This window comes from Bradyrhizobium sp. NAS96.2 (genome assembly GCF_001908235.1).
Taxonomy (GTDB): domain Bacteria; phylum Pseudomonadota; class Alphaproteobacteria; order Rhizobiales; family Xanthobacteraceae; genus Bradyrhizobium.
On record NZ_LGHK01000005.1, the window covers coordinates 13,482 to 35,595 of the forward strand.

Genomic DNA, 22,114 nt, shown 5'->3' on the forward strand with positions numbered 1-22,114 from the left:
GTACTCCGTTCCAGCTTTGTTCAGGTGGTAATCGAGGCCAAGGTGCGCAAGATTAGTTCAAACAGATTCTTTCTTGCGCAATATATTGACAAGAATGGGGGGCTGTAGGCCACTAATGGATGATTCGCGTATAAAGTGTAGTGGAGGCCTATCTGCCCAGCGCGCCGGCCCAGGAACCCGCTGCTGGAGCCTTTCGAAGCCAACGCCGGAGCGGGCTCCGATGGGGCAGTGAGCGTGATCGAGGCTCCGGGTGCGCGCCTCTAAATCAAGAACCAAGAAGCTTTCGAGGCGCTTCGCAGGTCGGGCAACTTTGAAGCGGGGACTATCGGCGCTGCATCGACGGCACGAGTGGAACGGGGAAGGGAGGCATTTCTGTCAAGCATTACCGCCGCCGATCTGGCAGCTGCGCTCACCGGTGACCCCGAAGCTCTCGATGTTCATCTCTGTCTTGTTGAGCGCGACGACGTCATCGCCGGATGTCAGGTCAAGATTCATTGTCACTGTCTGACCGTCGACGGTAACGGACGGGTACAGCCACACCGGCTTGCGGAGTTCATGCGCAACGCTGTAGCCGATTACGCGATCCCCCGTTCGAAACTTGCCAGCGCAAAGGCGCGCGACGCCAAGTTCAACAGCACCGAGGCCGTGACAGCGCTCGTCGAGCAGGCACGCCGCTCGTTCACGGACCTTGCCAAGACCGGCGAGGGCGGTGAAATGCTGCTGTTCCTGCTGGCCGAGCGGTTTCTCAAACTCCCGCAGATCCTGTGCAAGATGGATCTGAAGACTGACTCGCGCATGCATTATCACGGAGCCGACGGCGTCTACGCCGGCGTTACGCCCGACGGCACGCTGAAGCTCTATTGGGGTGAATCCAAGATCTACAAAGAGGCCGCCACGGCCATCAAGGACTGCCTGGCTTCGGTCGCGCCGTTCCTCATCGAGCCTGAGCATGAAGAAGCCGAGCGGGAGCGCGACCTCATTCTCTTGAGTGACAAAGCCGATTTGAGCGATCCGGTGCTGACCGACGCACTCAAGCGCTTCTTCGACAAGACCTCGCCAATGTCCAAGCGCGTCAAGTATTGCGCAGTCGCCCTTGTCGGCTTCGATGCCGCCTTCTATCCTGGCGACCAAGTCCAAGCTGTTGCGGACGAAATGGCCGCCGCCGCGCGGATCGAGCTCAAGAAATGGCGCGCAACGATCGGAACCCGCCTGAAGCAAGAAAAACTTGAGCAGGTTGAAGTCGAGCTGTTCTGCCTTCCGCTGCCGTCCGCCGAAGCTTTCCGGGCCGCATTTCTGAAAGCGATGGGGCAGAGCGCATGAGCCTCGACAATCTGCAGGGCTGGCTTGTCGGCGAAGGTCTACGTGATGACCTCGATCGTTTGACCCGACATACTGTCGTGGCTGAACTGGACAATCTTGTATTGCCTGCTGGAGAGGAGGCGGCCTCGTTCGATTGGCCACGGCTTCTATTGGCGGGGAGCATCCTCGCACGGTCGGATCAGCGTACCTATCAGGACGCCGCGCTTCGCATTGCCACCGCAGCAATCACACTCTCCGACAGCGACGCAATCAAGGATTCCGGCGCGGTCCTCTTGAGCAAACTGTCGAATTTTCGAGCGGTCGTGCTCGCCACCGAACGCGGATTGCTCAGTGCCGACGTCGAGGGAAGGCTCGGTATGGCGCTGCGTATCGAGGCACAACGCCGCCAAATCGATCAGTCGGTCCTTGTCCAGTCCAGTGGCCGATGGATTCAGGTCAACGAGTTCCAGCAGCGGTTCTGGAGCGAGGCCAACAACTACCAATGGCTTTCAGCCTCCGCGCCTACAGCGTCCGGGAAGACCTTCCTGGTCCTGCAATGGCTGATCGACCAGATCCGGTCCGGCGAGATGCGCGTCGCTGTCTATCTGGCGCCGACAAGGGCGCTCGTCGCCGAAATTGAAGCGAACCTGGTCGCATTGCTCGGAACCGGCAGCGGCATCGAAGTCTCGTCGCTCCCGATCCGGGACAAGCACGACAAGGCGCGCCTCGGCGGCCCGCGCGCCATCCTCGTGCTGACGCAGGAGCGCATGCATCTGCTGGCCAACGCCATTGGCGCTCCATTCAAGGTCGATCTGCTCGTCGTCGATGAGGCCCACAAGATTGGAGACAATCAACGGGGCGTCATCCTTCAGGACGCCATCGAGCGCGCCAGCCGCTCCAATCCCGTCCTCAAGATCGTGTTCATAAGTCCCGCCACACAAAATCCGCAGGAGCTGCTTGTGGATGCGCCGGATGGGGCGCGAACCGCGTCGTTCGAAAGCGACGTTCCGACGGTGCTTCAAAACGTCATCGTCGCCGAGCCGGTGCCGCGCAAGTCGAAACAATGGAGACTGTCGGCCCGGCAACATGCGTCCATGCTGCCGCTTGGCGTGGTCCAGCTGGCCAGTAGCCCGAGCACACTCAGGAAGAAGCTGGCCTTCATTGCCGCTGCGGCCGGAGAACGTGGCGGCACACTTGTCTATGCGAACGGCGCCGCCGATGCCGAGGGGATCGCCGATCTCATCAGTCAGTTGATGCCGGAGGCTCCGGCTGACCCTGAATTGCTCGAACTTGCGGATTTGGCCCGCAAGGGCGTCCATCCGCACTACCTGCTCGCGCCGCTGGTCGAGCGAGGCGTTGCCTTTCATTACGGCAACATGCCGTCGTTGATCCGCTTGGAGGTCGAACGGCTGTTTCGCTCCGGCAAGATTCGATTTCTCGTTTGCACCTCGACCCTGATCGAGGGCGTCAACCTGTCGTGTCGAACCATTGTGGTGCGCGGCCCGAGGAAGGGGATCGGGCACCCGATGGAAGCGCACGATTTCTGGAACCTTGCCGGCCGGGCCGGCAGGTGGGGTGATGAATTCCAGGGAAATATCATCTGCATCGATCCCCAGAATGGGCAGGCGTGGCCCGATGGTGTTCCCGAACGGGCGCGCTTCCCCATCAAGCGCGAAAGCGACGCAGTGATCGAGCAGGGAGACAGCCTTGCGGATTATCTCGACCACCGGGCAACCAATGACCTGAGCGCATTTCAGGATCCCAATCAATTCGAGCAGGTCGCCTCATACCTGCTCGCCACATTCATGCGGCAAGGATCCATCGCTCAATCCAGCCTCGCCAAGCGCCATGATCCGGCGATCATCGCGCGGCTCGAGGCGAGCCTTGCCAATATCGCCAAAGACATCGCGATTGGCCCCGAGATCGCAGCCCGGCATCCCGGCGTCAGCGCGCTCGGCATGCAGCGACTGCTCGACGCATTCCGCAACTACAAGGGCGATGTGGAGAACCTGTTGCCGGCCGCCGTCGATAGCGACGATAGCTATGACCGCTTCGTGACCATTATGCGCCGGATCAACCAGCATCTGTTTCCGGCGTTCACGCCAGACGGAATTATTCGGCTTCATGCCCTGATCGTCGTGCAGTGGTTGAAGGGCTTCTCGCTGGCGCGCATGATCGAGCGCAATATCGACTATCATCGCAGGTCGCGCCGGTCATTCAAGCTACCGGTTCTGATCCGCAGCACCATGGAGCTGGTCGAACAGATCGCTCGCTTCCGGGCGCCGAAGTATCTGTCGGCCTATGTCGACGTTCTCAACCTGCACCTGGTCGAGATCGGGCGCCAAGACCTGATTGACGATGACCTCGACATTGGAACGCAGCTCGAGTTCGGCATTTCTTCGCGTACCCTGCTTTCGCTGATCGAGCTTGGATTGTCGCGTGTCAGCGCGGTCGCGCTCTACGAAAAGATCGCCCGCGATGACCTCGCCAAGGAGGACTGCGTTGCTTGGGTAAGAGAGCGCAACACGCAGTTCGAAGGCATGGATATCCCGGCCATCATCCTCCGGGAGATTCGTGGCAAGCTGTTGCCCGAGGATCGTGCGGGCGCCGCCACGTCAACACCCTAGCAACTCACGAGACCTTGATGGTCAAAAAGCCCGTTACCATCGGCCCACATCACTTCAGCAAAAAGGGCGATGCGGTTGCATTCCTGCAGGCCATCCTTCACAAGTACGATATTGGAGACAAAGTCAGTGCGGCAGATGCCGAGGTGCTGCACGCGGCGCTCGCGCTTCACCCGGAGGCCGCCGCGAAGGTGGGGGCCGGCGTTACTCATTTCAGCGTCAGGAGCGCGGACTTCGGCACCAAATGCTTCTGGGTCAACCGCGTTGACGGCAGCACCGAGAAGTTTTCCATCAAGGGCTGCCTGTCCGGCTAGGGGCGACACTCATACCCATGAGCGATCGAGCAGCTCGTTGCTCTCTGAGCAAAGAATTTGGCGAAGGGCGATCGCGAGCTATCTTGCTGCCGGGATCGGATAGCCGTCGCAGCTTCGGACGGGACTGTGGAGATCGTACTGATAAGTTGCCGGAAACACTCCGTCCCGTCGAAGGCTGTTGTGTCGCCACGCATCACTCCAGCTGGAACGCCAACCTCGGGAAACAAGGCTCCCGTCAGGCGCGCCAAGAATTCCAGTTGCGGTAACGAAAGCGCATTCCGTGGTCGATCGTTGAACGTACCGTAGCCACTATGGTCTCGAACTCTGAAAATGATCGCGGGGCGGCTGGCCGCAGTCAGTTCCAGCAACGCTTCGTAGCGGTTTGGGAAGAGCAAATAGCAAACCACCAACCACAAGTCGCGCTGCGCCTCTCCGAGGCCCTTGTCTTGAGTGAGCACTCTGTCCGCAAGTGCTAAAAAATCCTGAAGAGTTCCCAGCACGCCGTCGAGCAATTCGGCGAGACGAAAGGGTGAAGCGTTGGCAAACTCATCCAGTAAGGCGAGCGTCGTCTCAGCACGGGAGGGCTTGAATGGCGCCAGCACCATCAGTTCGCGTAGCCCCTCGACGATTTCATCGCCTTTGCTCAGTATTGATATCATCCTGATGGATTTGCAGTATTTGCCTGCGATGCTCACACCAGCAACGCGCGAGGCGACGGAGAAAATGGTCCTCGCCATTGCCGAGGTCGCAGATAACATGAAGGTCAATCTTTTCCGGCGTCATGAGCTGATGAAAGCGTGGCACCAACTGGCGGGCGTTTCATTTGACCAGATGGTGGATCGGAACGATCCAGCCCGGCTCCATCAAAGCGAATGGGCACCAACCGCATCTCCGAGGAATTGCGAGACGTGATCTTGGGGGAGGTCAAGAGGCACGGGGCGGGTTGATTCAACGAATAGCTATCAATGAAGAATACTATTTTTAATCCGAGAATGGCGCGTCGGATACCCGCCTGACCTGCGTCCTGCCGGCTCACAGCGTTGCATGTCGCGGCGTACCCCCACGATTTCCCGGCACGGATGCCGTCCTCAATGTCTGCCACGAATTTAGTCTGAAAATCCGCGGCCACTTTTTGGAGAAACATTTGGCGGTCGACTGCTCTCAACCGCTTGTCGTGCTTTGCCACCGCAGTTGAAAAGTCGTCAATGTGACGAGCGCGATCAGCCTCGCTCAGCGCCGCGTCAAGTCTCGTTCCGACTTTCATAGAGTTCCTTACAAGATTGCACGGCGGCATCCCGCGCGCCCACACCGCCGCTTCACTTGCCGTATGGTCAAGTGCCCCGGTCGGACATCGGCCGCCTAAGCGTGTCCAAGTGTGTTTTTTCGCGCCTCGCGCTGGTGAGCGTTTGGTTTCTTGATCGCCGCGCCGGTCAATGCGAACTACGATCGAAGTAGAATCTGCATTTCATCGCTCCAGCACTGCTCGTCTCACGCCACGTTGTAATCTCGCTCATTGTTGTGGTTCTGACGGGTGGTCCCGCCTGAACAAGGTGTGCCCGGACGATCGGGGAGTACCCGCAGCCGCCAAAATCGACAAACTCGCAAGCCGTGCCGCGACGAAACGACTTGCCGATCAGCATCCGCGCTTGCGCGACGTGGCACTCCTCGCAATCATCGTTTGTCCAAGGCTACAATCTGACGCCACGGGAGATTCAAGCGAATTCGACGTTCATCTAAATCCGCGAGGGACGAATAGCTGATGGTGTTCTGAGTTCCCCCATCGTCTTCATCCTTTTTGTGGGGCACGACCAGAAGCGACTGCTTGTTTTCCCGACTTTCATGTCTGCGCGCCGACGGCGTGCGTGAAAGGAGCAGACAGGTTGCGCTGGTCGTGCCTCAACTGGTTCGATCAGCCCTAGTTTCTGCCATGTTTCCGGTCGAAGCAGACGCATCGCCAATTGCCCGCGTCGCGAGCGGCAATGACCGATCTCTTAGGGGAATTCCATGGCGAAACGAGTTTTGGTCTTGGTCGGGCCCGAAGGGGCGGGGTTGGCAGCACGACGGGTTCTCGAACGCGTCCGGGCGACCTCACGCGCGAGGATGCAAATGACTAACCGTTTCCGCGATTGGGCGCTGGTGTCCGCCGTCGCCACCATGGCGCTTTGCCCCGCAGTCCTTGCGAAAGACCGCCGCATAGTCGCCGAACCAGATGCGCCGCGTGATATTTGTGCACGCCTGGTGGCGTCTGGAACGAACGATACAGCCGCGTTGCAAGATGCCATTGCCCATTGTCCCGCCGGTGCAGCGGTCTATTTGGCACGTGGCGAGTTCCTGTCAGGTCCACTCGAGATGAAATCGGACGTCACGCTATGGATCGAGCGGGGCGCCACGCTTTTTGCGATCGCCGATCCGAACGCGTATGACAGGGGCTCGGGACATTGCGGTCGCATCGCAGGTAAAGGTGACGGCTGCCGCCCGTTCATCAGCTTTTCCAAGACGCGCGGTGGCGGCATCTATGGCGAGGGCATCATCGATGGCCAGGGCGGCGCACCCATGGTCGGCAGCGCCGAAACTTGGTGGGAGCTTGCTCGCCGGGCGCAAAACGAGCATCGCAATCAGAACGTCCCGCGCTTGATCCAGATCGACCACGCGCAGGACATTGCCTTCCACGGCATCACGTTGCGCAATGCGCCTAATTTTCACGTGGCGATGAACCGCGTCGAAGGTGCTACCTTTTGGGGCGTCACCATCGACGCACCCGCCGACGCCCGCAACACCGACGGCATCGATCCTGGCGCCAGCCAGGATGTGACCATTACCCATAGCGTGATCCGTACCGGAGACGACAATGTGGCAATCAAGGCCGGCAATAACGGTCCCACGCGCTATGTCTCCATCGTCGATAACTATTTCGGCTGGGGACACGGAATGTCGATCGGCAGCGAGGTGAGCTCCGGTGTGAGCGACATTCTCGTGCGCGGCCTGATTCTCGACGGCACGACATCGGGCTTGCGCATCAAGAGTGATGTCAGCCGGGGCGGCCTGGTTGAGCGGGTGACCTACGAGAATGTGTGCCTGCGCGGCAACCGTTGGCCGATCATGTTCGATACAAGATATGATCCTCGCGCCCAAGGTGACAGCATTCCCCTCTATCGCCAGATTGTGCTGCGCCATGTTCGTGGCGATGGAGGTTCGCTGGTGATGCGTGGGATTGATAAGACGCATGCTCTCGAGATCACGCTGGATGACGTGCGATTTGCCGATTCCGCAACCTGGCAGGTGGAAAATACCAATGTGACCATGGGGCGGGCCGGCGTGTCGCCACCGCTCCCAAGCCGAGCTGCCGGGGGGCTATCTCACGGATCGGAGTGTGCAAAGGTATTTCCCAATCGTTAGGTAGCCATCAAACCGGCGTGACGCTAACCCGGGCACCGCCAAAGTGACGCTGCCGTGCCATGCACATTGACGGGGCCTGGGCTTTCGCTGCGGATTGCTTGATGACACAAGGCGCAACATCCGAGCGTGCTCGAAATACTGCACTTGGCTCGACGAAGGTAAGACCGTGATGAGAGCTTTCGCGCTTGCAATAGTGCTGGCTGGGTGTTTGCGCTTCTCGGAAGCATCTGCGCAGCCACTTTTGGTCTCGCAAGCCTCTGATAAGGCCTATCACTCTCTGCAGTCAGCCATAGACGCACTACCGCCGCAAGGCGGCGCTATTCTGATCGCGCCGGGCACCTATCGCGAGAAGGTCAAAGTCTCGAAACCAGGTGTTCATATCAAAGGCACCGGCAAGCGACCGCATGACACGGTTATTGTCTACGGCGACGGTGCAGTCAATGTTGGGGGAACCTCTCATTCCGCGACGCTGGACGCTTCAGGTGACGACTTTCGGCTCGACAACCTGACCGTCCAGAACGACTACTCCCTCAATCCGGCTAATCCACCTTCGCAGGCCGTGGCGCTGTCCTTGACCGGAGATAAGGACGTTATCACTCGGGTCCGCCTGCTCGGCGCACAGGATACCCTGTTCGCCAACAAGGGGCCGGATGGCCGGATGTCGCGCCAGTACTTCTTGGACTGCTACATCGAGGGGCACGTCGATTTTATATTTGGCAACGCCAAAGCCTATTTCCGGCATTGTGAGTTGCATGGTGTCGCCAACCATGCGGTCGTCTATACCGCACAAAGCAGAGCATCGCCGGGCGAGGATAGTGCCTACGTATTCGATCATTGCAGGTTGAGCGCCGATCCAGCCGCGCGCGATATCGCCCTCGGCCGTGCCTGGCGCCCCTATGCCGCTGTGATTTTCTTGTCAGCCGACATAGATGCGCCCGTAATCTCCGACGGCTGGCGCGAATGGACACCCGGCAAGACCAAGACCCTGAGGACGGCCTATTATGCCGAATACAAGTCAACAGGCATCGGGGCCAATCCCACACGCCGCGAGCCATACGCTCATCAGCTTACTGACGACGAGGCCCCCCGATGGTCTCTCAAAGCGTTCTTCGCGGGTGCCACAGATTGGCTGTCGTACCAACCAGACTGAATGCGCCTAATTAGCGTCATGTGATTCTCTGCGCGCATCGACCTCATCCCGACGGGACTGGCCCGGCCGACGATCGGCGCCACCATCAGCGGCATCGTTGACATGCTCTCAATCAGGTGCCGGCTGGCGCGAGTTCCGCGTAAGTTATGACCCTTGCAGACCATCTACGATCGCTCAATCATTGCGCCAAGTACGGGCGATGGGGTGCAATCTTCCAGCGCTGGCAAGATTGCGTCGCGCGGAACTCGATTCGATCTCGATCAAAGTTCCGGCGGAAAGGGGGAAGCACAATCAGGCGATCGGCCGCTCCTTTGGCCGCTCGACAAAAATCCGTGCGCTGAGCGATCCATTCTGCCGGCCGCTCGTCCTTTGTTGGATCCCGGCGCCACGACGCTGACATCAGCGCTCGCCCATCCATGCGCGCGCTCATCGCCGGCAAAGGCGACCGCCTTCGAGCTGAGCTCATCGTTGCGCGCCAAGGCCGTAATCCCCAACAACCGTATCGTCATCCATCGCTTCGACAAACCTGCTTAGAAACGTTCGAAATGTGTTCGAGCGCAGCTTCTGTGGGCTCAAGGACTTCCGCCGCATCGCCACCAAACACGCAAGCTCTTTGGGAGCTTCTTGGCCACTGTTCATCTCGGCTCAATTGAGGCGGGACATTAAGAGTGTAGGCAGGCGGCGGTAATGAGAAAGATCGTAGCGCCCCATTCTCGGCCACTTGGTGCGACAGGTTGGGACCATAACCACGGTTTATTCCTGGGTTAGATGTCAGGAATGCACTTTCAGCTAAGCCCTCAAATGCTGGCGATGTGTCGGCTCAGGTCCAGGCGTATACGATTAGCGCTCCTGGCCTTTCATCAAAGTGAGTACAGATGAACTTCGTCTCAATGAATGGGGTGCGTCAGGAAACGGATAGCGGTGACGCGCAAGATGCCCCTCCGGCCGGCTCATCGGCAGAGGCGCCGGCCTTTCAGAGGCAGCTGAGCGAGGTCGCTCGCCCATCCGCTCCCGTGCCCATGCAGGTCCGCGCCCAAGCGGATGCAACGGGATCTGGGGCGCGGCCCGTCATGCGGGCGAGCAGGCGCCCATATTCGCCGGCTCCGGACGGTGAAGGAACAATGCTGGGCGCTGCGGCACTCATGGAGCCGAGCCGTGTCGCGGGTCGCGCGGTCGGGCACAGCGCTTCGCATGGAGCTGTCGATTGGCCAGAGGTTCTTCCTGCGGGAGATCAGGAACAATTTCAGGGGATCATGAACGAGCCCCGCCCTGCGTCATCTCTGGAGACAACCGGAGAGCATGAGGCGATGCCGGGCGGCTCAGCCCAGCAGAAGAGCCAGCCAATTGGGGTGTTGGTAGGTCACAGCGAGAAGCCGCTTTATGCCGAAGATGCACTCCTTATTCCCGGGCTTAAGCAGGCGCTCCTCAAAGGGGGAGCCGATGAGAGCACCGCCACGAGCAACGTCGGTCATCTGCGCAGCTTCGCCCGCTGGCTCTTTGCAAACAGAAAGCCCAGCATTGCTGCTCGGCTTCATAACGATTCAATGGACGAAGATGTCGATGAGTTCATAGCAAAAGGTGGAACGACGAACGTCCGTTATGCACTAGCTCATCTGCGGACCTCTCAGTCGACGGGAATCGCACCGATCGCTAGCCGCCCTGACCTTGCTCCCTATCCTGAGGACGCGACTCTCATCAAACAGTACAAACAACAAGCAGTGACGGCCGGAACTTTAAGTACCGCTAGAACCTATGCAACTCTTCTCACGGATTTCAGCCACTACCTGCGTGCAAACAGCGAGCCGGGCATTGCGGCGCGGCTTCACGACGAGACATGGAATGAGGAAGAAGCGCTGAATGAAGAGATCAAGCGCTTCAAGGACGCCGGTGGTCACAGAAGTATCGGCGCTGCACTTGAACATCTCCGCGATGGAGCGAGAAAACTCAGCGCTCCCCCTTTTTATTCCGAAGACGCGCAGATGATTTCCGCACTTCAAGACGCGCTCGTCGAAGCGGAGTACAAGGAGATCACCGTTAAGGCGAATTATATTCGTCCTCTTCGCAGATTCAGCCAGTGGCTTTTTGCAAACAACAAACCGTGCATCGCTGCTCGACTTAACGACGAGTCGCTGGCCAGCGATGCTGCGGTGTTCGATAAGAGTAAGAGGCGGCTCGTTCTTTGCGCACTAGATCGTCTTCGCGCCTCCCAGTTGCCGTGCGGAGTAGCGTCAATCACGCGCCGGGCCGGGGACATTGAGGCCACGGCTGAGCAGGGCGGGGCGCAGCCAGCCTTCAGTTGGCCAGCGCAACTCTCTGAGGGAGACGATCAGGATTTATATTTTGGGAGGACCGACGAAGCCGGTGCATCGTCCAGTCTTCAGCCACCGCGGCATAGCCAGGCACTGGATCCTGCACAGTCCCTGCCTCCCTTGAACTGGCGCCATCAGGCCCACGAATTGACGCATGAAGCTCACGGCCCCCTCGTGACGAGCGAGGAGATTCTCGTCAGCGAGGAGCATGACACAGGGAAGTTAAGATCAGCCAAGAGGCAGAAGACGCTAAGCAACCCCGAGGGCGTCGCCGTTGAGCGGCAACTGACGCAGATCCCATCGCAACTGGGGCCGCCGCCATCGCAGGGGCAAGCTCCGATGCTCGCGCGTGCGCACGAATACGCCCCAGCGATCCCAGACACCGCTAGGCAGCACGACGCATTACGTGACGCCGTCAGTTCGCCACTGGTCCTCACGAAGGGACACGCTCACAATCAGCGATCGGCGATCGTGGCCAGCAGCCCATCACGGTCCGCCTTGATCCAGCCTGAGCAGCTCCAGAGGGCAGAACAAGCTGGACCGCAGGAACCCATCGGCTCCGCCTCGACCTGGTCGCGGCAGATGCCGCTCGATTTTGATTGGAGCATGTGGCCGAGCTCGGAGACTGCGCCACCCTTGGCTGTCCCAGCCCAGATTTCGTCGACATCTTACCAGTTGCGTGAAGGTGCTAGCTTTCCGAGCACACTGAATATATCTGCGTCCGGAGGCCTGCAGCCGCCGGAGCAGCTGACCGGCGAGCAGCTCCCGGCCCAAGACGCGGAGCTCTTGGCGAGGTTTCGTGTACACGGCGAGCTGCGCAAGCTCACCCCTGGGGCCATCAAGAACAGTGTTTCCCAGCTTGGAGCATTCGTTCGTTGGATTAACGCAAGTTATAGGGGGCCTGTAACTTCCCGGCTGCGAGACGGTTCATCGCTGGACGAGGAAATTGCGGCATACAGGAGTTTGGGCCGTGATCGTAAGAACAGCATTAAATCGGCTCTAGACGTTCTCCGGACGCTCTTGCGTGGGGGGGAAGAAGCCGAAGCCCCCCAACCCCGAGTTCTTGGTGCTCCCCGTCGCCGGGCTCCTCATCCCGAAGATGCCCCGCTCATCGAGGGCGCGCTCCGCCAAGCCTTGAACGATCTTCAAGCCTTGAACGATCTTAAAGATCCGACTGCGAAGCTAAGGGAGGCTGCACAAAAGCGCGCGACACGCCTTCGTGCGCTGAGTGCGTGGCTTAGAGACAATCGCAAAGGGAGCATTATCGGGCGACTAAACGGCTCCAGCAGGGAGCAGTTATCGCTCGACAATGACGTGGTAGCATTCCAACGGACTAAAGCCAGAGTACACGGTCCCGATTTGTCGCATCTTCGCAGCTACTTAAAACTCGTCAGGGCGAATCGAGAACTGGGGCTATCGGGCTCTGAGCATCCGAGCTCGCCGGCCGCGCAGATCGGACAGCATTCCGGCTCGGCGCAGGATCTTCCCTCAAGCCTAGCCAGCGCGGGAGCTAGGGCTTGGTTCGATGAACAGATGCAAGAATCAGCAGCACCATCCAGGCCCCTGTCACATGGTAAGGGCACGCTATCTGTTGATCTGAATGCGCCGACACCGTTCGAGTCGCACGATGATGCTGACTTCACGCCGGCGCATCCTGCCAGGCCTCGTTCGGACACCTACAGCGGCTTAGAGTCTTTTGTTGATCTGAATGCGCCGACGCCGTCCGAGTTGCACGATGATGCCGGCTTCACGCCGGCGCATCCTGCCGGGCCTCGTTCAGACACCTACAGCGGCTTAGAGTCTTTTGTTGATCTGAATGCGCCGACGCCGTCCGAGTTGCACGATGATGCTAGCTTCGCACCGGCGCATCCTGCCACGCCTCGTTCAGACACCTACAGCGGCTTAGAGTCTTTTGTTGATCTGAATGCGCCGACGCCGTCCGAGTTGCACGATGATGCTGACTTTGCGCCGGCGCATCCTGCCGGGCCTCGTTCAGATACCTACAGCGGCCTAGAGTCTTTTGTTGATCTGAATGCGCCGACGCCGTCCGAGCTGCGCGATGATGCTGACTTCGCGGCGGCGCATCCTGCCAGGCCTCGCTCAGACACCTACAGCGGCCTAGCATCTTTTGTTGATCTGAATGCGCCGACGCCGTCCGAGCTGCGCGACGATGCTGACTTCGCGCCGGTGCATCCTGCCAGGCCTCGTTCAGACACCTACAGCGGCCTAGAGTCTTTTGTTGATCTGAATGCACCGACGCCGCAGGAGCTGCGTGATGATGCTCATTATGCGCCGTCCCGGCGCACATCCGTCGATGGCCAGATCAAGATCGGCGCTTTGGATCCGACAGCCACCTCCCGGGGCCATAACGGACTAGAGCTCGGCGCCGTGGAATGGCTGGGCGACGAGCATATTCAGGGGGATTACGAGCTCCTAGTGCAAGAATTGCAGCGCGACCACCCGCAACTCGCCGCCCGGACGAATTTCGTGGATCCCTTGATCGCCCACTATCAACTGCGCTTCGGCGAGCAGTCAGACATGCTGCGCGCATTCCAACGTATCGTCTACGATCCGAATGGTAATGATACCGCCGACTTCCTGTTCCTGCCTGTGAACGATGCTACGGATCCTAAGAGCGTCGGCAAGCATTGGTCGCTGCTGCTTCTTGATCGCCGCACGCGAAGACAGCCGGTTGCCTATCACTACGACTCTGTCCGGGGACACAACCACGAAGCGGCAGCGCAGCTCGCACGGCGGCTGTGCGCCCGCCTTGAGTCACCGGTCATGGCCCAGCAGCAGAACAGCTATGACTGCGGTGTCTTTGTGGTCGACGGCACACGGGCGCTGGTTCGACGATTAGCACAAGGAGAGTGGCCAGAACGGCTGCATCTCGACAATCTCGTCGTCAATAGGCAGTCCCTCCAGGACCGGCTTCGGGCTCATTCCGGCTTGCGCTAATGGAGCTGGCTGGCAGGAGCGGCTCTCCCGAAGTCTGGACCGTCGGCTCGCTGAGCGAGCGAATCAGGACAACACCTCGCTCCGCTTCGAATTAGGCCGGTCCGGCGGTTGAGATCCTAGCTCTTCATATCGTTGGTCAGCCGACGAGGAAGAAGTCATTGGCGTGCGTACCAAAGACCGAAATCGGATATCCATGTCGGCGGGCGACAGGAGGACGGCTGCGAACCGAGGGGCTGATGGCTATCCAGAGGCAGCAGAGGCGATGGTCGGCGCGCTCAACTAAGGATGGATGACCTGGCATGAGGACAAATCTCATGTCTTGACCATGTCGATGCTTGTCCGCTCTCTTACAAACCACGCCGCCTTGGTTTGGTTGAGGACACTTTCGCCCCTTTGTTGAGCTCACTGTTTAGAAGCCAAATCAATGTCTTAAGCCATTGGCACAGGCGTTGCTATTAAGATGCCGCAACACTGAGTGGTTGGTGCACGTAGATGCCTGAGACGAGCGATGCTTCCCTTTCCTTGGCCACTGCGCCTCGTTCCGGAGAGAGGGAGCCAGCGCGTCCTCGAATGGACTTTGAGTGCACGACAGAAGCTCCTCTGGCGCATCAGCAAGCCGATCGACGTTCAACAATTGCAGGCAGCGGGGGCGATATCCCACCGCAGCCAATTCGCATGTGACGCACGACCGTGCTGATGAGCAGGGCTGAAGGTGTGAGATGCATCCCACACTGCGAGTCGTCGGCGAGAAGGCCTTGGGCTGGAACGCAACACACGCGTTTGGACCGGAGGGCGGGCCGCTGGAGCACGGGCTTGGCTGTACCTGCAACTTCTAGATCCGTGCACATGGATGAGCCGACAGTCATTGGACCGAGGCCAGCTGGTCCAATCCGCGACAGTCAAAGCGGGCAACCTTCCGGTCTTGTTCAACCGAAGGTCGCCGCTCCGACGGTCCCTTATGCGCCAGTGCCCACATCTGACGTCGGCGAAGGCTCGGCAGTCAATGATGCCGAAATCGTGGCCCACGGCCTCTTCGAGCCAAAGGCGGTGGAGGACACCTTGGTCGCGGCAGCAGCGCCGCTCCTTTTGGTCGTCGCGCAGCTTCAATTCGTCAACAATGCCGATATCGGCGCGTTGCATCGTGGAATTGTCGAGCAAATCCGTCGCTTCGAAGAGCGGGCCATCAAACATCAGGCGAGCGATGTAATAGCCGCTCGTTATGTGATATGCGCGCTCATCGACGAGGCCGTGATGACCACGCGCTGGGGCGCTGAAAGCGTTTGGAGTGACAATAGCCTGCTCAACCAGTTCCATAACGAGAGCTGGGGCGGCGACAAGGTCTTTCAGATACTCGAGCACACCCAGGCCGAACCAGCCAAATACCTCGCCTTGCTTAAGCTCATCAATGTCTGCCTGTTGATGGGCTTCGAAGGCAAATATCGCGTGGTCGAAGGCGGCCGCGAGCTACTTGCAGACTTGCGCTGCGAGGTCGAGCGTCGCTTGCGGGACCACGCGACCTCACCGCCCGCCGAGCTATCGAGCCAATGGCGCGCCATCAGTGCGTGCACGGGCGTGTGCAGTTACCTGCCGTTGAGGATCGTCTTTACGGCTGCTGCCCTCACGGTCCTCATCGGTTATGGCTTTTTTTGGTGGCGCCTCTCTGGAGAACTGGCGCCCGTCGAGCAGTTGCTTGACTTGATCGGCCGGTCCGGGCCGCTCTAAGGAGAGGTGCAGGTGTTCGGCGCGCAATTCGCGGCATCCCTATCGGTCCGAGGCATCGTGACGCTGATCGGCTTGTCGGCGGTCGGCGTGCTCATCTGGTCCGGCGGACCTTATCTCGACCTGTTCGGTCGATATCCGCTCCAGTCGGTGACTGTTTGCGCCGCCACAATCGCCGCCGTCTTCCTGGCGGCCATGCTCGTCATCCTTGTCCGACACTGGTTAGCGCGCCACGCCAATCGGCGCGCCATCAAGTCGCTGATGGAGAGCGAAGGCTTCATCTCGTCCTCCAGCGATTATAGTCGGGAGGTCGAACTGATCCGTAGGCGCTTCGAGGATGCGTTCAAAGTCCTGCGCGATACAGTGTTCGCCCGCAAGCGGGGCCCAAGCAATCTGTTCGAGCTGCCCTGGTACATCGTCATCGGTCCACCGGGCGCCGGCAAGACGACGATCCTGCGCAATTCAGGGCTCGAGCTTCCGCTGGCCGAGCGGCTCGGCGTCGATCCGGTCGCTGGGGTCGGCGGTACGCGAAACTGCGACTGGTGGTTCACCGACGAAGCAGTTCTTATCGAAACCGCAAGCCGTTATAAGACCGAGAATACGGATGACGACGTCGATCGCGCGGCCTGGCACGGCTTTCTCGATTTTCTCACCGCGCATCGGCGCCAGCGGCCAATCAACGGCGTCGTTGTCGCAATTAGCCTTTCCGATCTCTTGCTGAGCGACAACAATCGGCGGCGGCGGCTCGTCAGTTCAATCCGTTCGCGGATACAGGAGCTTCTGAACAAGTGTGGAATGCGGATTCCGGTCTATGTTCTGGTGACCAAATGCGATCTCGTGTCTGGCTTCGCTGAATACTTCGACAATCTCGACCAGGAAGGCCGTGCTCAGGTTTGGGGCAAGACCTTTCCCCTCGATACGGGGGGCGATCACATCAGTGACGTCGTGACCCTTGAGATTCAGGAGCTTGTCGAGCGCCTCGAGAGCAAACTGGCCTTTCGCATGCAGGAGGAACGCAATCTCAGCCGCCGCTCAGTCATGTACGCGTTTCCGAAGGAATTCTGGAGCGCCCAGGCAGCAATCACCGGCTTCGTGAGCGAAGTGTTCCGCATGAGCCGCTTCGAGGTGCGGCCGATACTGCGCGGGGTCTACTTTACCAGTAGCACGCAGGAAGGCACGCCGATCGAGCGGGTCAGCGAAGCGATCAGCCGCAGTTTTGGTCTGCACTCCCGGCCGCCCTTGCCTCCAATCAGGCCGGGGCAGGCGTTTTTCATCAAGCGGTTGCTGACCGACGTCATCTTCGCTGAGCAGGGCCTGGCCGGTCGCAATTTGAGGCTCGAACGCAAGCTCGCAGTGCTGCATGGCTGCGGCTATATCGCTGCGGTCATACTGGCGGTGGCTGCATTCGCCCAGTGGTATGATGCCTTCGCCCAAAGCGAAGTACGCATCGCTGAAACCAGAACAGCTGTACAGACGTTGCAGGCGCACCTTCAAGAAATCCACGAACCGCAGGACCTGAAGAAGCTTTTGCCGCTCCTGAATGCCGCGCGCCGGTTGCCTCAGGCTGCCGGCGAGGGCACATCGTATGGGTGGCTTGAAGGCTTCGGCATCTCGGCGACCCCGGCGCTGGCGCCGGCTGCGCAGGAGACCTATGACCACATTCTGGTCGACCGACTGCTGCCAGTTTTCGCCAGCAGGCTTGCTGTCCGCATCGAGGCGTTATTGCGTGCGGGCAACGATACTTTGCTGGACCAGGCCAAGGAAGCGTTCCGGACGTATTTGATGCTAAGCAATCCGAGGCATTTCGACCGCGGCAAGGTCGAGCAGGCGGCGCTTACCGAAGTCGCACTGGCGTTCGCGCTCGATACGACATCATCGGGCGAGTTGAAGGAGCATTTCTCACGCCTGATTGAGCTGTTGCCGAAGCCCATCACGACTGACCAGAAATTCGTGATCGCTGTCGGCTCGCGGCTGATGGAGCGCCCTCCCGTCGAGCACGTCTACATCCGTTTGTTGCGCGAAGCAGCGCAGAACACCCAGCTCCGGCCGATCGACCTGGTCCGTCTGCTCGGTTCCGGCGAGCTTGAGATGCGCGCTCCGCAGATTGTATCTCCCGATATTCTACAGCACGACCCTCTCGATTCGAGCAATGGTGCCATCATCCCCGGCATCTTCACGCGCGACGGGTTCCTCGATTTTCTGCTGCACCGCCTCCCGCTCATCATCAAAGAAGAGCAAACCGACGACTGGATCCTTGCCGGTGGTCCCTTGGACACGGCCGATATGCAGCAGCTCGCATTGAAGGTTATTGACCGGTATGTTGACGACTATATTCGCATTTGGACAAGTGCCTTAAGCAACATTCGCGCCGTCAAGTTCGACGACATGCAGCGCGGCGCAGCAATTTTGCGTGGACTCGCCGGATCACAAAGCGCGCTGCTGCAGATCATTTCCGTGGTGCGCGACCATACAAACCTACCACCAATCCGAGAGATGGCCTCCGCCAAGACGGGTGCTGCCGCGTCCGCCGCGTTTTCGGCAGCATTCGGCGATGCGCCTTGGCCAGGAACACGAATCACCGAAGCGTTCCGGCCTCTGGCCCGACTGACCATGGCGGAAGCCCCGGGACAGCCGGCCGGCATGGATCAAATCCGCGACCGTTTCGGTGGCCTCTATGCGACGATGGCCAACATCGCGTCGGCGCCGGATCCTGGCCGGACTGCATTGCAGCTCGTTCTGCGGCGCGCCAAAGATCCAAATAGCGATTCCTTCGGCGCCTTGCGCGCCGATTCGGCGCTCCGGCCGGAGCTGGTCCGCACCATCATGAATGACGTCGCGCTCTCGACATGGAGCGTCTTGCTCAAACAGGCGCACGGCTATGTCAATGCAGTTTGGGTGGGCGAAGTCGTCCCGCTCTGCGCGGCTGCCATCTTCCAACGCTATCCAATGTATGCGACGGCGACTGAGGACATGACACTGAAGGATTTTAGCGATTTGTTCCGACCCGGCGGCGTTCTCGATGACTTTTTTCAGAGGTACTTGTCGCCGCTAGTCGTCAAGGGCCGAAACGGCCTTGCGCTTGCGACCATCGATGGCGCCGCGGTCCCGATCCATGCGAATGCCCTGGCTCAGTTCCAGCGCGCGCAGGAGATTCGGAAGGCGTTTTTCAGCGGCCCCGGCTCTGCGCCCGCCGTTAAATTCAGCATCAAGCCTGTCTATCTCGCCTCCCATCTGCGGCGCGCGACTTTCGCCATGGATGGCAAGGAGATTTTCTATCGTCACGAGGCGCCGCGCTCCTACGACCTCGAGTGGCCGGCCCCGACCAAAGCAAGCACTGCCTCCATCACACTGACCGCCTTGGATGGGACCGAGGAGAAGATTGAGAGCTCAGGTCCTTGGGCATTGTTCAGGCTTGTCGGTGCCTCGCGGCTGTCTTCACGTGGCACCTCCAATCGCTTCACCTTAACGATCGGCGGAGCCGGCCGACCCAGTGTGACTTACGAGCTACGCGCGGAAAGTAAAAGCAATCCGTTCAGCTCGAATGTCCTTCGTTCGTTCCGTTGTCCGAATAGCCTGTGACGACAACGCTGTGAGCGCGGTTCCTAACCGTTTCGGGATAAAAGGGCTAAATGCAGCCGGCTGCGAGGGAATACTCGGTTCCACCGAGACGCCGAAACACCGCCTCCTGTTGATCGCAAGTGGCCGTTCCACACGTCCACGATATGTAGCATCGGCTTCGAAATGATCCTGCATTGCCTGCTCATGCAAGAGGCAACCGACGATACGAATGCGATCGTTGGTCACTTGGTTGGGGCTACGCAGTGAATCCAGCTGCCTCCCTGGGATACGTGCTTGGCGGTCGTTTCGACCTGCTAGAGGTGATCAATGAGGGTAGCGCCTGTACCGTCTATCGCGCGATCGATCGGATCGGCCTGTGGGCACGCGAACAAAATCCGGAAGTAGCAGTGCAGGTCATTCACCCACATTCGAAGATACGCCAGAAAATTGTCGAGCTGCTGCATCGCCAGGCACGTCTTTTGCGTAACTCCATGCACCGCAATTTGGTGCAAATCTACGATTCCGATTACGACGGCAAGTATCACTACCTGGTCATGGAGCTCCTAAAGGGCCGCTCGCTAGCGCAGATCCTTGCCGATCGCCAGGGACAGCCGTTGTCACCCTCGCTATCCTTTCAGATCGTCCGTGGTGTCGGGCAGGCGCTCGCGCACATGCACCGTCTCGGGATCGTCCATGGCGGCCTCAAACCAAGCAACATCTTCATAACTTCGACGGGCGAAATCAAAATTCTGGATTGGGGGACAGCGCTCAAGCTCGACGTTCCGGCGCAACACGATAGGGCCACAGCCATACTCGCCCAAATCGGCCTGCTGACACCGGCATATACCTCGCCAGAGTTATTGATGGGAGAGCCGCCAGCAGAGAGCGACGATGTCTATTCCCTCGCGGTGGTGACCTATCTGGCCCTGACTGGCGCCCATCCTTATGCGCAGCAGGCAGCCGATGAGGCACTCAAGGTGAACCTCACACCGGCACCGCCGCGGACCATTTCGCCAGCGCAATGGCGGGTGCTCGCTTCAGGCCTTGCCCTTGACCGCCGCGACCGTATCGAGAATGTGGACGAGTTCGTCCAGCGCCTCGGCCACCCGCCCTGGCTCTACCGGTTGTTCGGCCAGCGTATGCTGCTTCGAGAGCCTGATAGGCCCAGCTGAAGTTTACATTATCAGGCAGTCAGCATCGACGGCGGCCAGGATCTCTCCTTGAGTGTTCATCGCCACTCGCGAGCGAGAATCCTCCACGTCGCTGATGCGCGCCGACCCAGCACCCTGATGCAATTGGTCTGTTGGTTCGGTAAGATGATGCAGCCTTGCGATCATCAGCATAAAAACGACATTTTGGATGTTGGTTGCCGACAAGGGTTGTCGGCATTCGAACATTACGCGGCTTCATTTGAAGCGGGCTGTTATTCGCCGCTGAGCGCCAGATTTCGCAGCGCGTGCAAAGACCACAATGACGCGCAATGCGTGCCAATTACGTGCTCCTCTTTGCGAAAGCTCAAGTGAGCCAACCAGCAAATGGGCTAGCATGGACCTTGTTCTCTCTCTTGTCTCCAGGCCATCTCCGGACCATGCAATCAACATTACTCGTCACCTTGTTGATAGGCCTGGTCTCACTGTTGTACTCGACCGCCGGCCAGGTCGGGGGACAGCTTTTTTCGCAGTCATGGCCTTTGCAGGCCTTTCGGCCGAGCAGATGCGCCCAACTGCACTTGTCTTAAATGTTGTTGCCGCCAGCTATGCGACTTGGAGGCTGCATCGGCACAAAAAGATTGAATGGAATCTGCTTTGGCAGATCTCGATTCCGTCAATGTTGACGGCCTTCATCGGCGGGCTGCTGGCGATCGGCGGATCGCTGTACTCTATCATGACCGGTACGCTGCTGATTGCAGCCTCGTTCTTGATGTTGCTCAAGCGTCGTGTTGGCAACGTCAAGCATGGTCAGGTGCCGCCTGGTCGTGCCGCGCTGGTAGGCGCTGCCACGGGCCTGCTCTCCGGATTCACGGGAATTGGCGGTGGTGTATTTCTCGTCCCACTCATCTTGATGCTTGGTTGGGTCTCTCCGAGGCAGGCTGCTGGGCTCTCACCGCCATTCATCCTCTGCAATTCGGTACTCGCGCTGGCGGGGGTGCTGCTGTCCGGTCAGTCAGTGAACCCAGATATTGCCTTCTACATATTCGGTGCAGTTCTTGGAGCCATGCTGGGAACCTGCATCGGGCTGCGGTGGATGAACGATTGGGCCACGCGATATGTTCTTGCGACCATCCTATTCTTTGCGCGCCAGGCTGTTGGTATCGCGGTAAGGTAATGGCCGGATTTAGGCCTTTCTGTCTTGCCGTCCCTGCTTTCGTGGCGGCTTGAGGGTGATTGTTTTCATCGCGTGTGAGCACGTCGACCTTGGCGCCGGCTTCGTTGATGCAATATTCGCGGCGGACGTCGGAGCCCGCGAATTGCAACAGGCTGCATCACGAGGTGTTCTTCTCCGAGCGCTCGCTGATCACGTCCAGCAACAACAAGGTCGCCGCGACCATCGATTTCCTCCGCACCAAGGCGACATCTACCAGGGGCGTTTGCCGCCGCCGATTCGAGGACGTCGTGATCATCGCGTGCCTCAACGCCGTACGCGACGATAGACGTCAATACGGCATACGCTCCACGCGGTAGTGCGCGGTTGCTTTGCCGGAACCGGCTATGCGATCGAGGATGCGGATGGAGTCTATGACGAGGTCTGTCACAAGGCGGCGCAGGATTACGGTGGCAGGAGTTTCTC

Annotated in this window: 15 protein-coding genes; 11 read left to right on the top strand and 4 right to left on the bottom strand. The window is 59.4% G+C overall.

Annotation, left to right across the window (positions count from 1 at the left end):
• Nucleotides 1-348: 348 nt before the first annotated feature.
• The 3 genes from AC628_RS00990 to AC628_RS01000 are packed head-to-tail and all read left to right on the top strand — an operon-like array spanning nucleotide 349 to nucleotide 4,237.
• Nucleotides 349-1,320, top strand: a complete 972-nt coding sequence (locus tag AC628_RS00990) for a HamA C-terminal domain-containing protein (RefSeq protein WP_074124911.1) — start codon at nucleotides 349-351, stop codon at nucleotides 1,318-1,320.
• A complete protein-coding gene (locus AC628_RS00995) occupies nucleotides 1,317-3,926 on the top strand; it encodes a DEAD/DEAH box helicase (RefSeq protein WP_074124912.1) in 2,610 nt (869 codons plus the stop codon). Before AC628_RS00990 ends, AC628_RS00995 begins: the two co-directional genes overlap by 4 nt.
• A 17-nt stretch (nucleotides 3,927-3,943) precedes the next feature.
• Nucleotides 3,944-4,237, top strand: coding sequence for a DCL family protein (locus AC628_RS01000; protein WP_074124913.1), 294 nt, complete (start codon nucleotides 3,944-3,946; stop codon nucleotides 4,235-4,237).
• Here the strand turns inward: AC628_RS01000 and AC628_RS01005 are convergent.
• Both AC628_RS01005 and AC628_RS42410 read right to left on the bottom strand, forming a co-directional pair.
• Nucleotides 4,234-4,995, bottom strand: a complete 762-nt coding sequence (locus AC628_RS01005) for a hypothetical protein (RefSeq protein ID WP_143201366.1) — start codon at nucleotides 4,993-4,995, stop codon at nucleotides 4,234-4,236. The genes AC628_RS01000 and AC628_RS01005 overlap by 4 nt on opposite strands.
• Nucleotides 4,996-5,000: 5 nt before the next feature.
• Nucleotides 5,001-5,501, bottom strand: a complete 501-nt coding sequence (locus tag AC628_RS42410; protein WP_143201367.1) for a hypothetical protein — start codon at nucleotides 5,499-5,501, stop codon at nucleotides 5,001-5,003.
• A gap of 842 nt (nucleotides 5,502-6,343) precedes the next feature.
• Between AC628_RS42410 and AC628_RS01015 the strand changes: the two genes are divergently transcribed.
• From AC628_RS01015 to AC628_RS01040, 7 genes are all read left to right on the top strand, one after another.
• Nucleotides 6,344-7,633, top strand: a complete 1,290-nt coding sequence (locus tag AC628_RS01015) for a glycoside hydrolase family 28 protein (RefSeq protein WP_074124916.1) — start codon at nucleotides 6,344-6,346, stop codon at nucleotides 7,631-7,633.
• A gap of 169 nt (nucleotides 7,634-7,802) precedes the next feature.
• On the top strand, nucleotides 7,803-8,783 hold the full coding sequence (locus AC628_RS01020; protein ID WP_074124934.1) for a pectinesterase family protein: 981 nt from the start codon (nucleotides 7,803-7,805) through the stop codon (nucleotides 8,781-8,783).
• Between the two features lie 153 nt (nucleotides 8,784-8,936).
• Complete coding sequence (locus AC628_RS42415; RefSeq protein ID WP_143201368.1) at nucleotides 8,937-9,317, top strand: hypothetical protein; 381 nt, start codon at nucleotides 8,937-8,939, stop codon at nucleotides 9,315-9,317.
• A 719-nt stretch (nucleotides 9,318-10,036) separates the two neighbouring features.
• Complete coding sequence (locus AC628_RS01025; protein WP_245320968.1) at nucleotides 10,037-14,050, top strand: Ulp1 family isopeptidase; 4,014 nt, start codon at nucleotides 10,037-10,039, stop codon at nucleotides 14,048-14,050.
• Nucleotides 14,051-14,896: 846 nt separating this feature from the next.
• A complete protein-coding gene (icmH, locus tag AC628_RS01030; RefSeq protein WP_168193274.1) occupies nucleotides 14,897-15,772 on the top strand; it encodes a type IVB secretion system protein IcmH/DotU in 876 nt (291 codons plus the stop codon).
• 12 nt (nucleotides 15,773-15,784) lie between these two features.
• A complete protein-coding gene (gene tssM, locus AC628_RS01035; RefSeq protein ID WP_168193275.1) occupies nucleotides 15,785-19,348 on the top strand; it encodes a type VI secretion system membrane subunit TssM in 3,564 nt (1,187 codons plus the stop codon).
• A gap of 242 nt (nucleotides 19,349-19,590) precedes the next feature.
• Nucleotides 19,591-20,499 (top strand): serine/threonine-protein kinase, encoded by a 909-nt coding sequence (locus tag AC628_RS01040; protein WP_074124920.1) that lies wholly within the window; start codon nucleotides 19,591-19,593, stop codon nucleotides 20,497-20,499.
• Between the two features lie 3 nt (nucleotides 20,500-20,502).
• Here the strand turns inward: AC628_RS01040 and AC628_RS01045 are convergent, their stop codons facing one another.
• Nucleotides 20,503-20,703 (bottom strand): hypothetical protein, encoded by a 201-nt coding sequence (locus AC628_RS01045; protein ID WP_143201369.1) that lies wholly within the window; start codon nucleotides 20,701-20,703, stop codon nucleotides 20,503-20,505.
• 169 nt (nucleotides 20,704-20,872) lie between these two features.
• Here AC628_RS01045 and AC628_RS01050 point away from each other — a divergent pair, with 169 nt between their 5' ends.
• Nucleotides 20,873-21,652, top strand: a complete 780-nt coding sequence (locus AC628_RS01050; protein WP_283806526.1) for a sulfite exporter TauE/SafE family protein — start codon at nucleotides 20,873-20,875, stop codon at nucleotides 21,650-21,652.
• A 157-nt stretch (nucleotides 21,653-21,809) separates the two neighbouring features.
• On the opposite strand, the gene AC628_RS43675 is transcribed toward AC628_RS01050, so the two are convergent.
• Nucleotides 21,810-21,947: a hypothetical protein gene (locus AC628_RS43675; RefSeq protein ID WP_168193273.1), complete on the bottom strand. Its 138-nt coding sequence runs from the start codon at nucleotides 21,945-21,947 to the stop codon at nucleotides 21,810-21,812.
• Nucleotides 21,948-22,114: the final 167 nt, after the last annotated feature.

Excerpts from the sequence above, each read along its gene's own strand:
- AC628_RS42410 (WP_143201367.1), bottom strand. The coding sequence starts at position 5,501 with ATGAAAGTCGGAACGAGACTTGACGCGGCGCTGAGCGAGGCTGATCGC.
- AC628_RS01015 (WP_074124916.1), top strand. The coding sequence starts at position 6,344 with ATGACTAACCGTTTCCGCGATTGGGCGCTGGTGTCCGCCGTCGCCACC.
- AC628_RS01005 (WP_143201366.1), bottom strand. The coding sequence starts at position 4,995 with ATGTTATCTGCGACCTCGGCAATGGCGAGGACCATTTTCTCCGTCGCC.
- AC628_RS43675 (WP_168193273.1), bottom strand. The coding sequence starts at position 21,947 with ATGATCACGACGTCCTCGAATCGGCGGCGGCAAACGCCCCTGGTAGAT.
- icmH (WP_168193274.1), top strand. The coding sequence starts at position 14,897 with ATGGATGAGCCGACAGTCATTGGACCGAGGCCAGCTGGTCCAATCCGC.
- AC628_RS01020 (WP_074124934.1), top strand. The coding sequence starts at position 7,803 with ATGAGAGCTTTCGCGCTTGCAATAGTGCTGGCTGGGTGTTTGCGCTTC.
- AC628_RS01000 (WP_074124913.1), top strand. The coding sequence starts at position 3,944 with ATGGTCAAAAAGCCCGTTACCATCGGCCCACATCACTTCAGCAAAAAG.
- AC628_RS00995 (WP_074124912.1), top strand. The coding sequence starts at position 1,317 with ATGAGCCTCGACAATCTGCAGGGCTGGCTTGTCGGCGAAGGTCTACGT.
- AC628_RS01050 (WP_283806526.1), top strand. The coding sequence starts at position 20,873 with ATGGACCTTGTTCTCTCTCTTGTCTCCAGGCCATCTCCGGACCATGCA.
- AC628_RS01025 (WP_245320968.1), top strand. The coding sequence starts at position 10,037 with ATGAACGAGCCCCGCCCTGCGTCATCTCTGGAGACAACCGGAGAGCAT.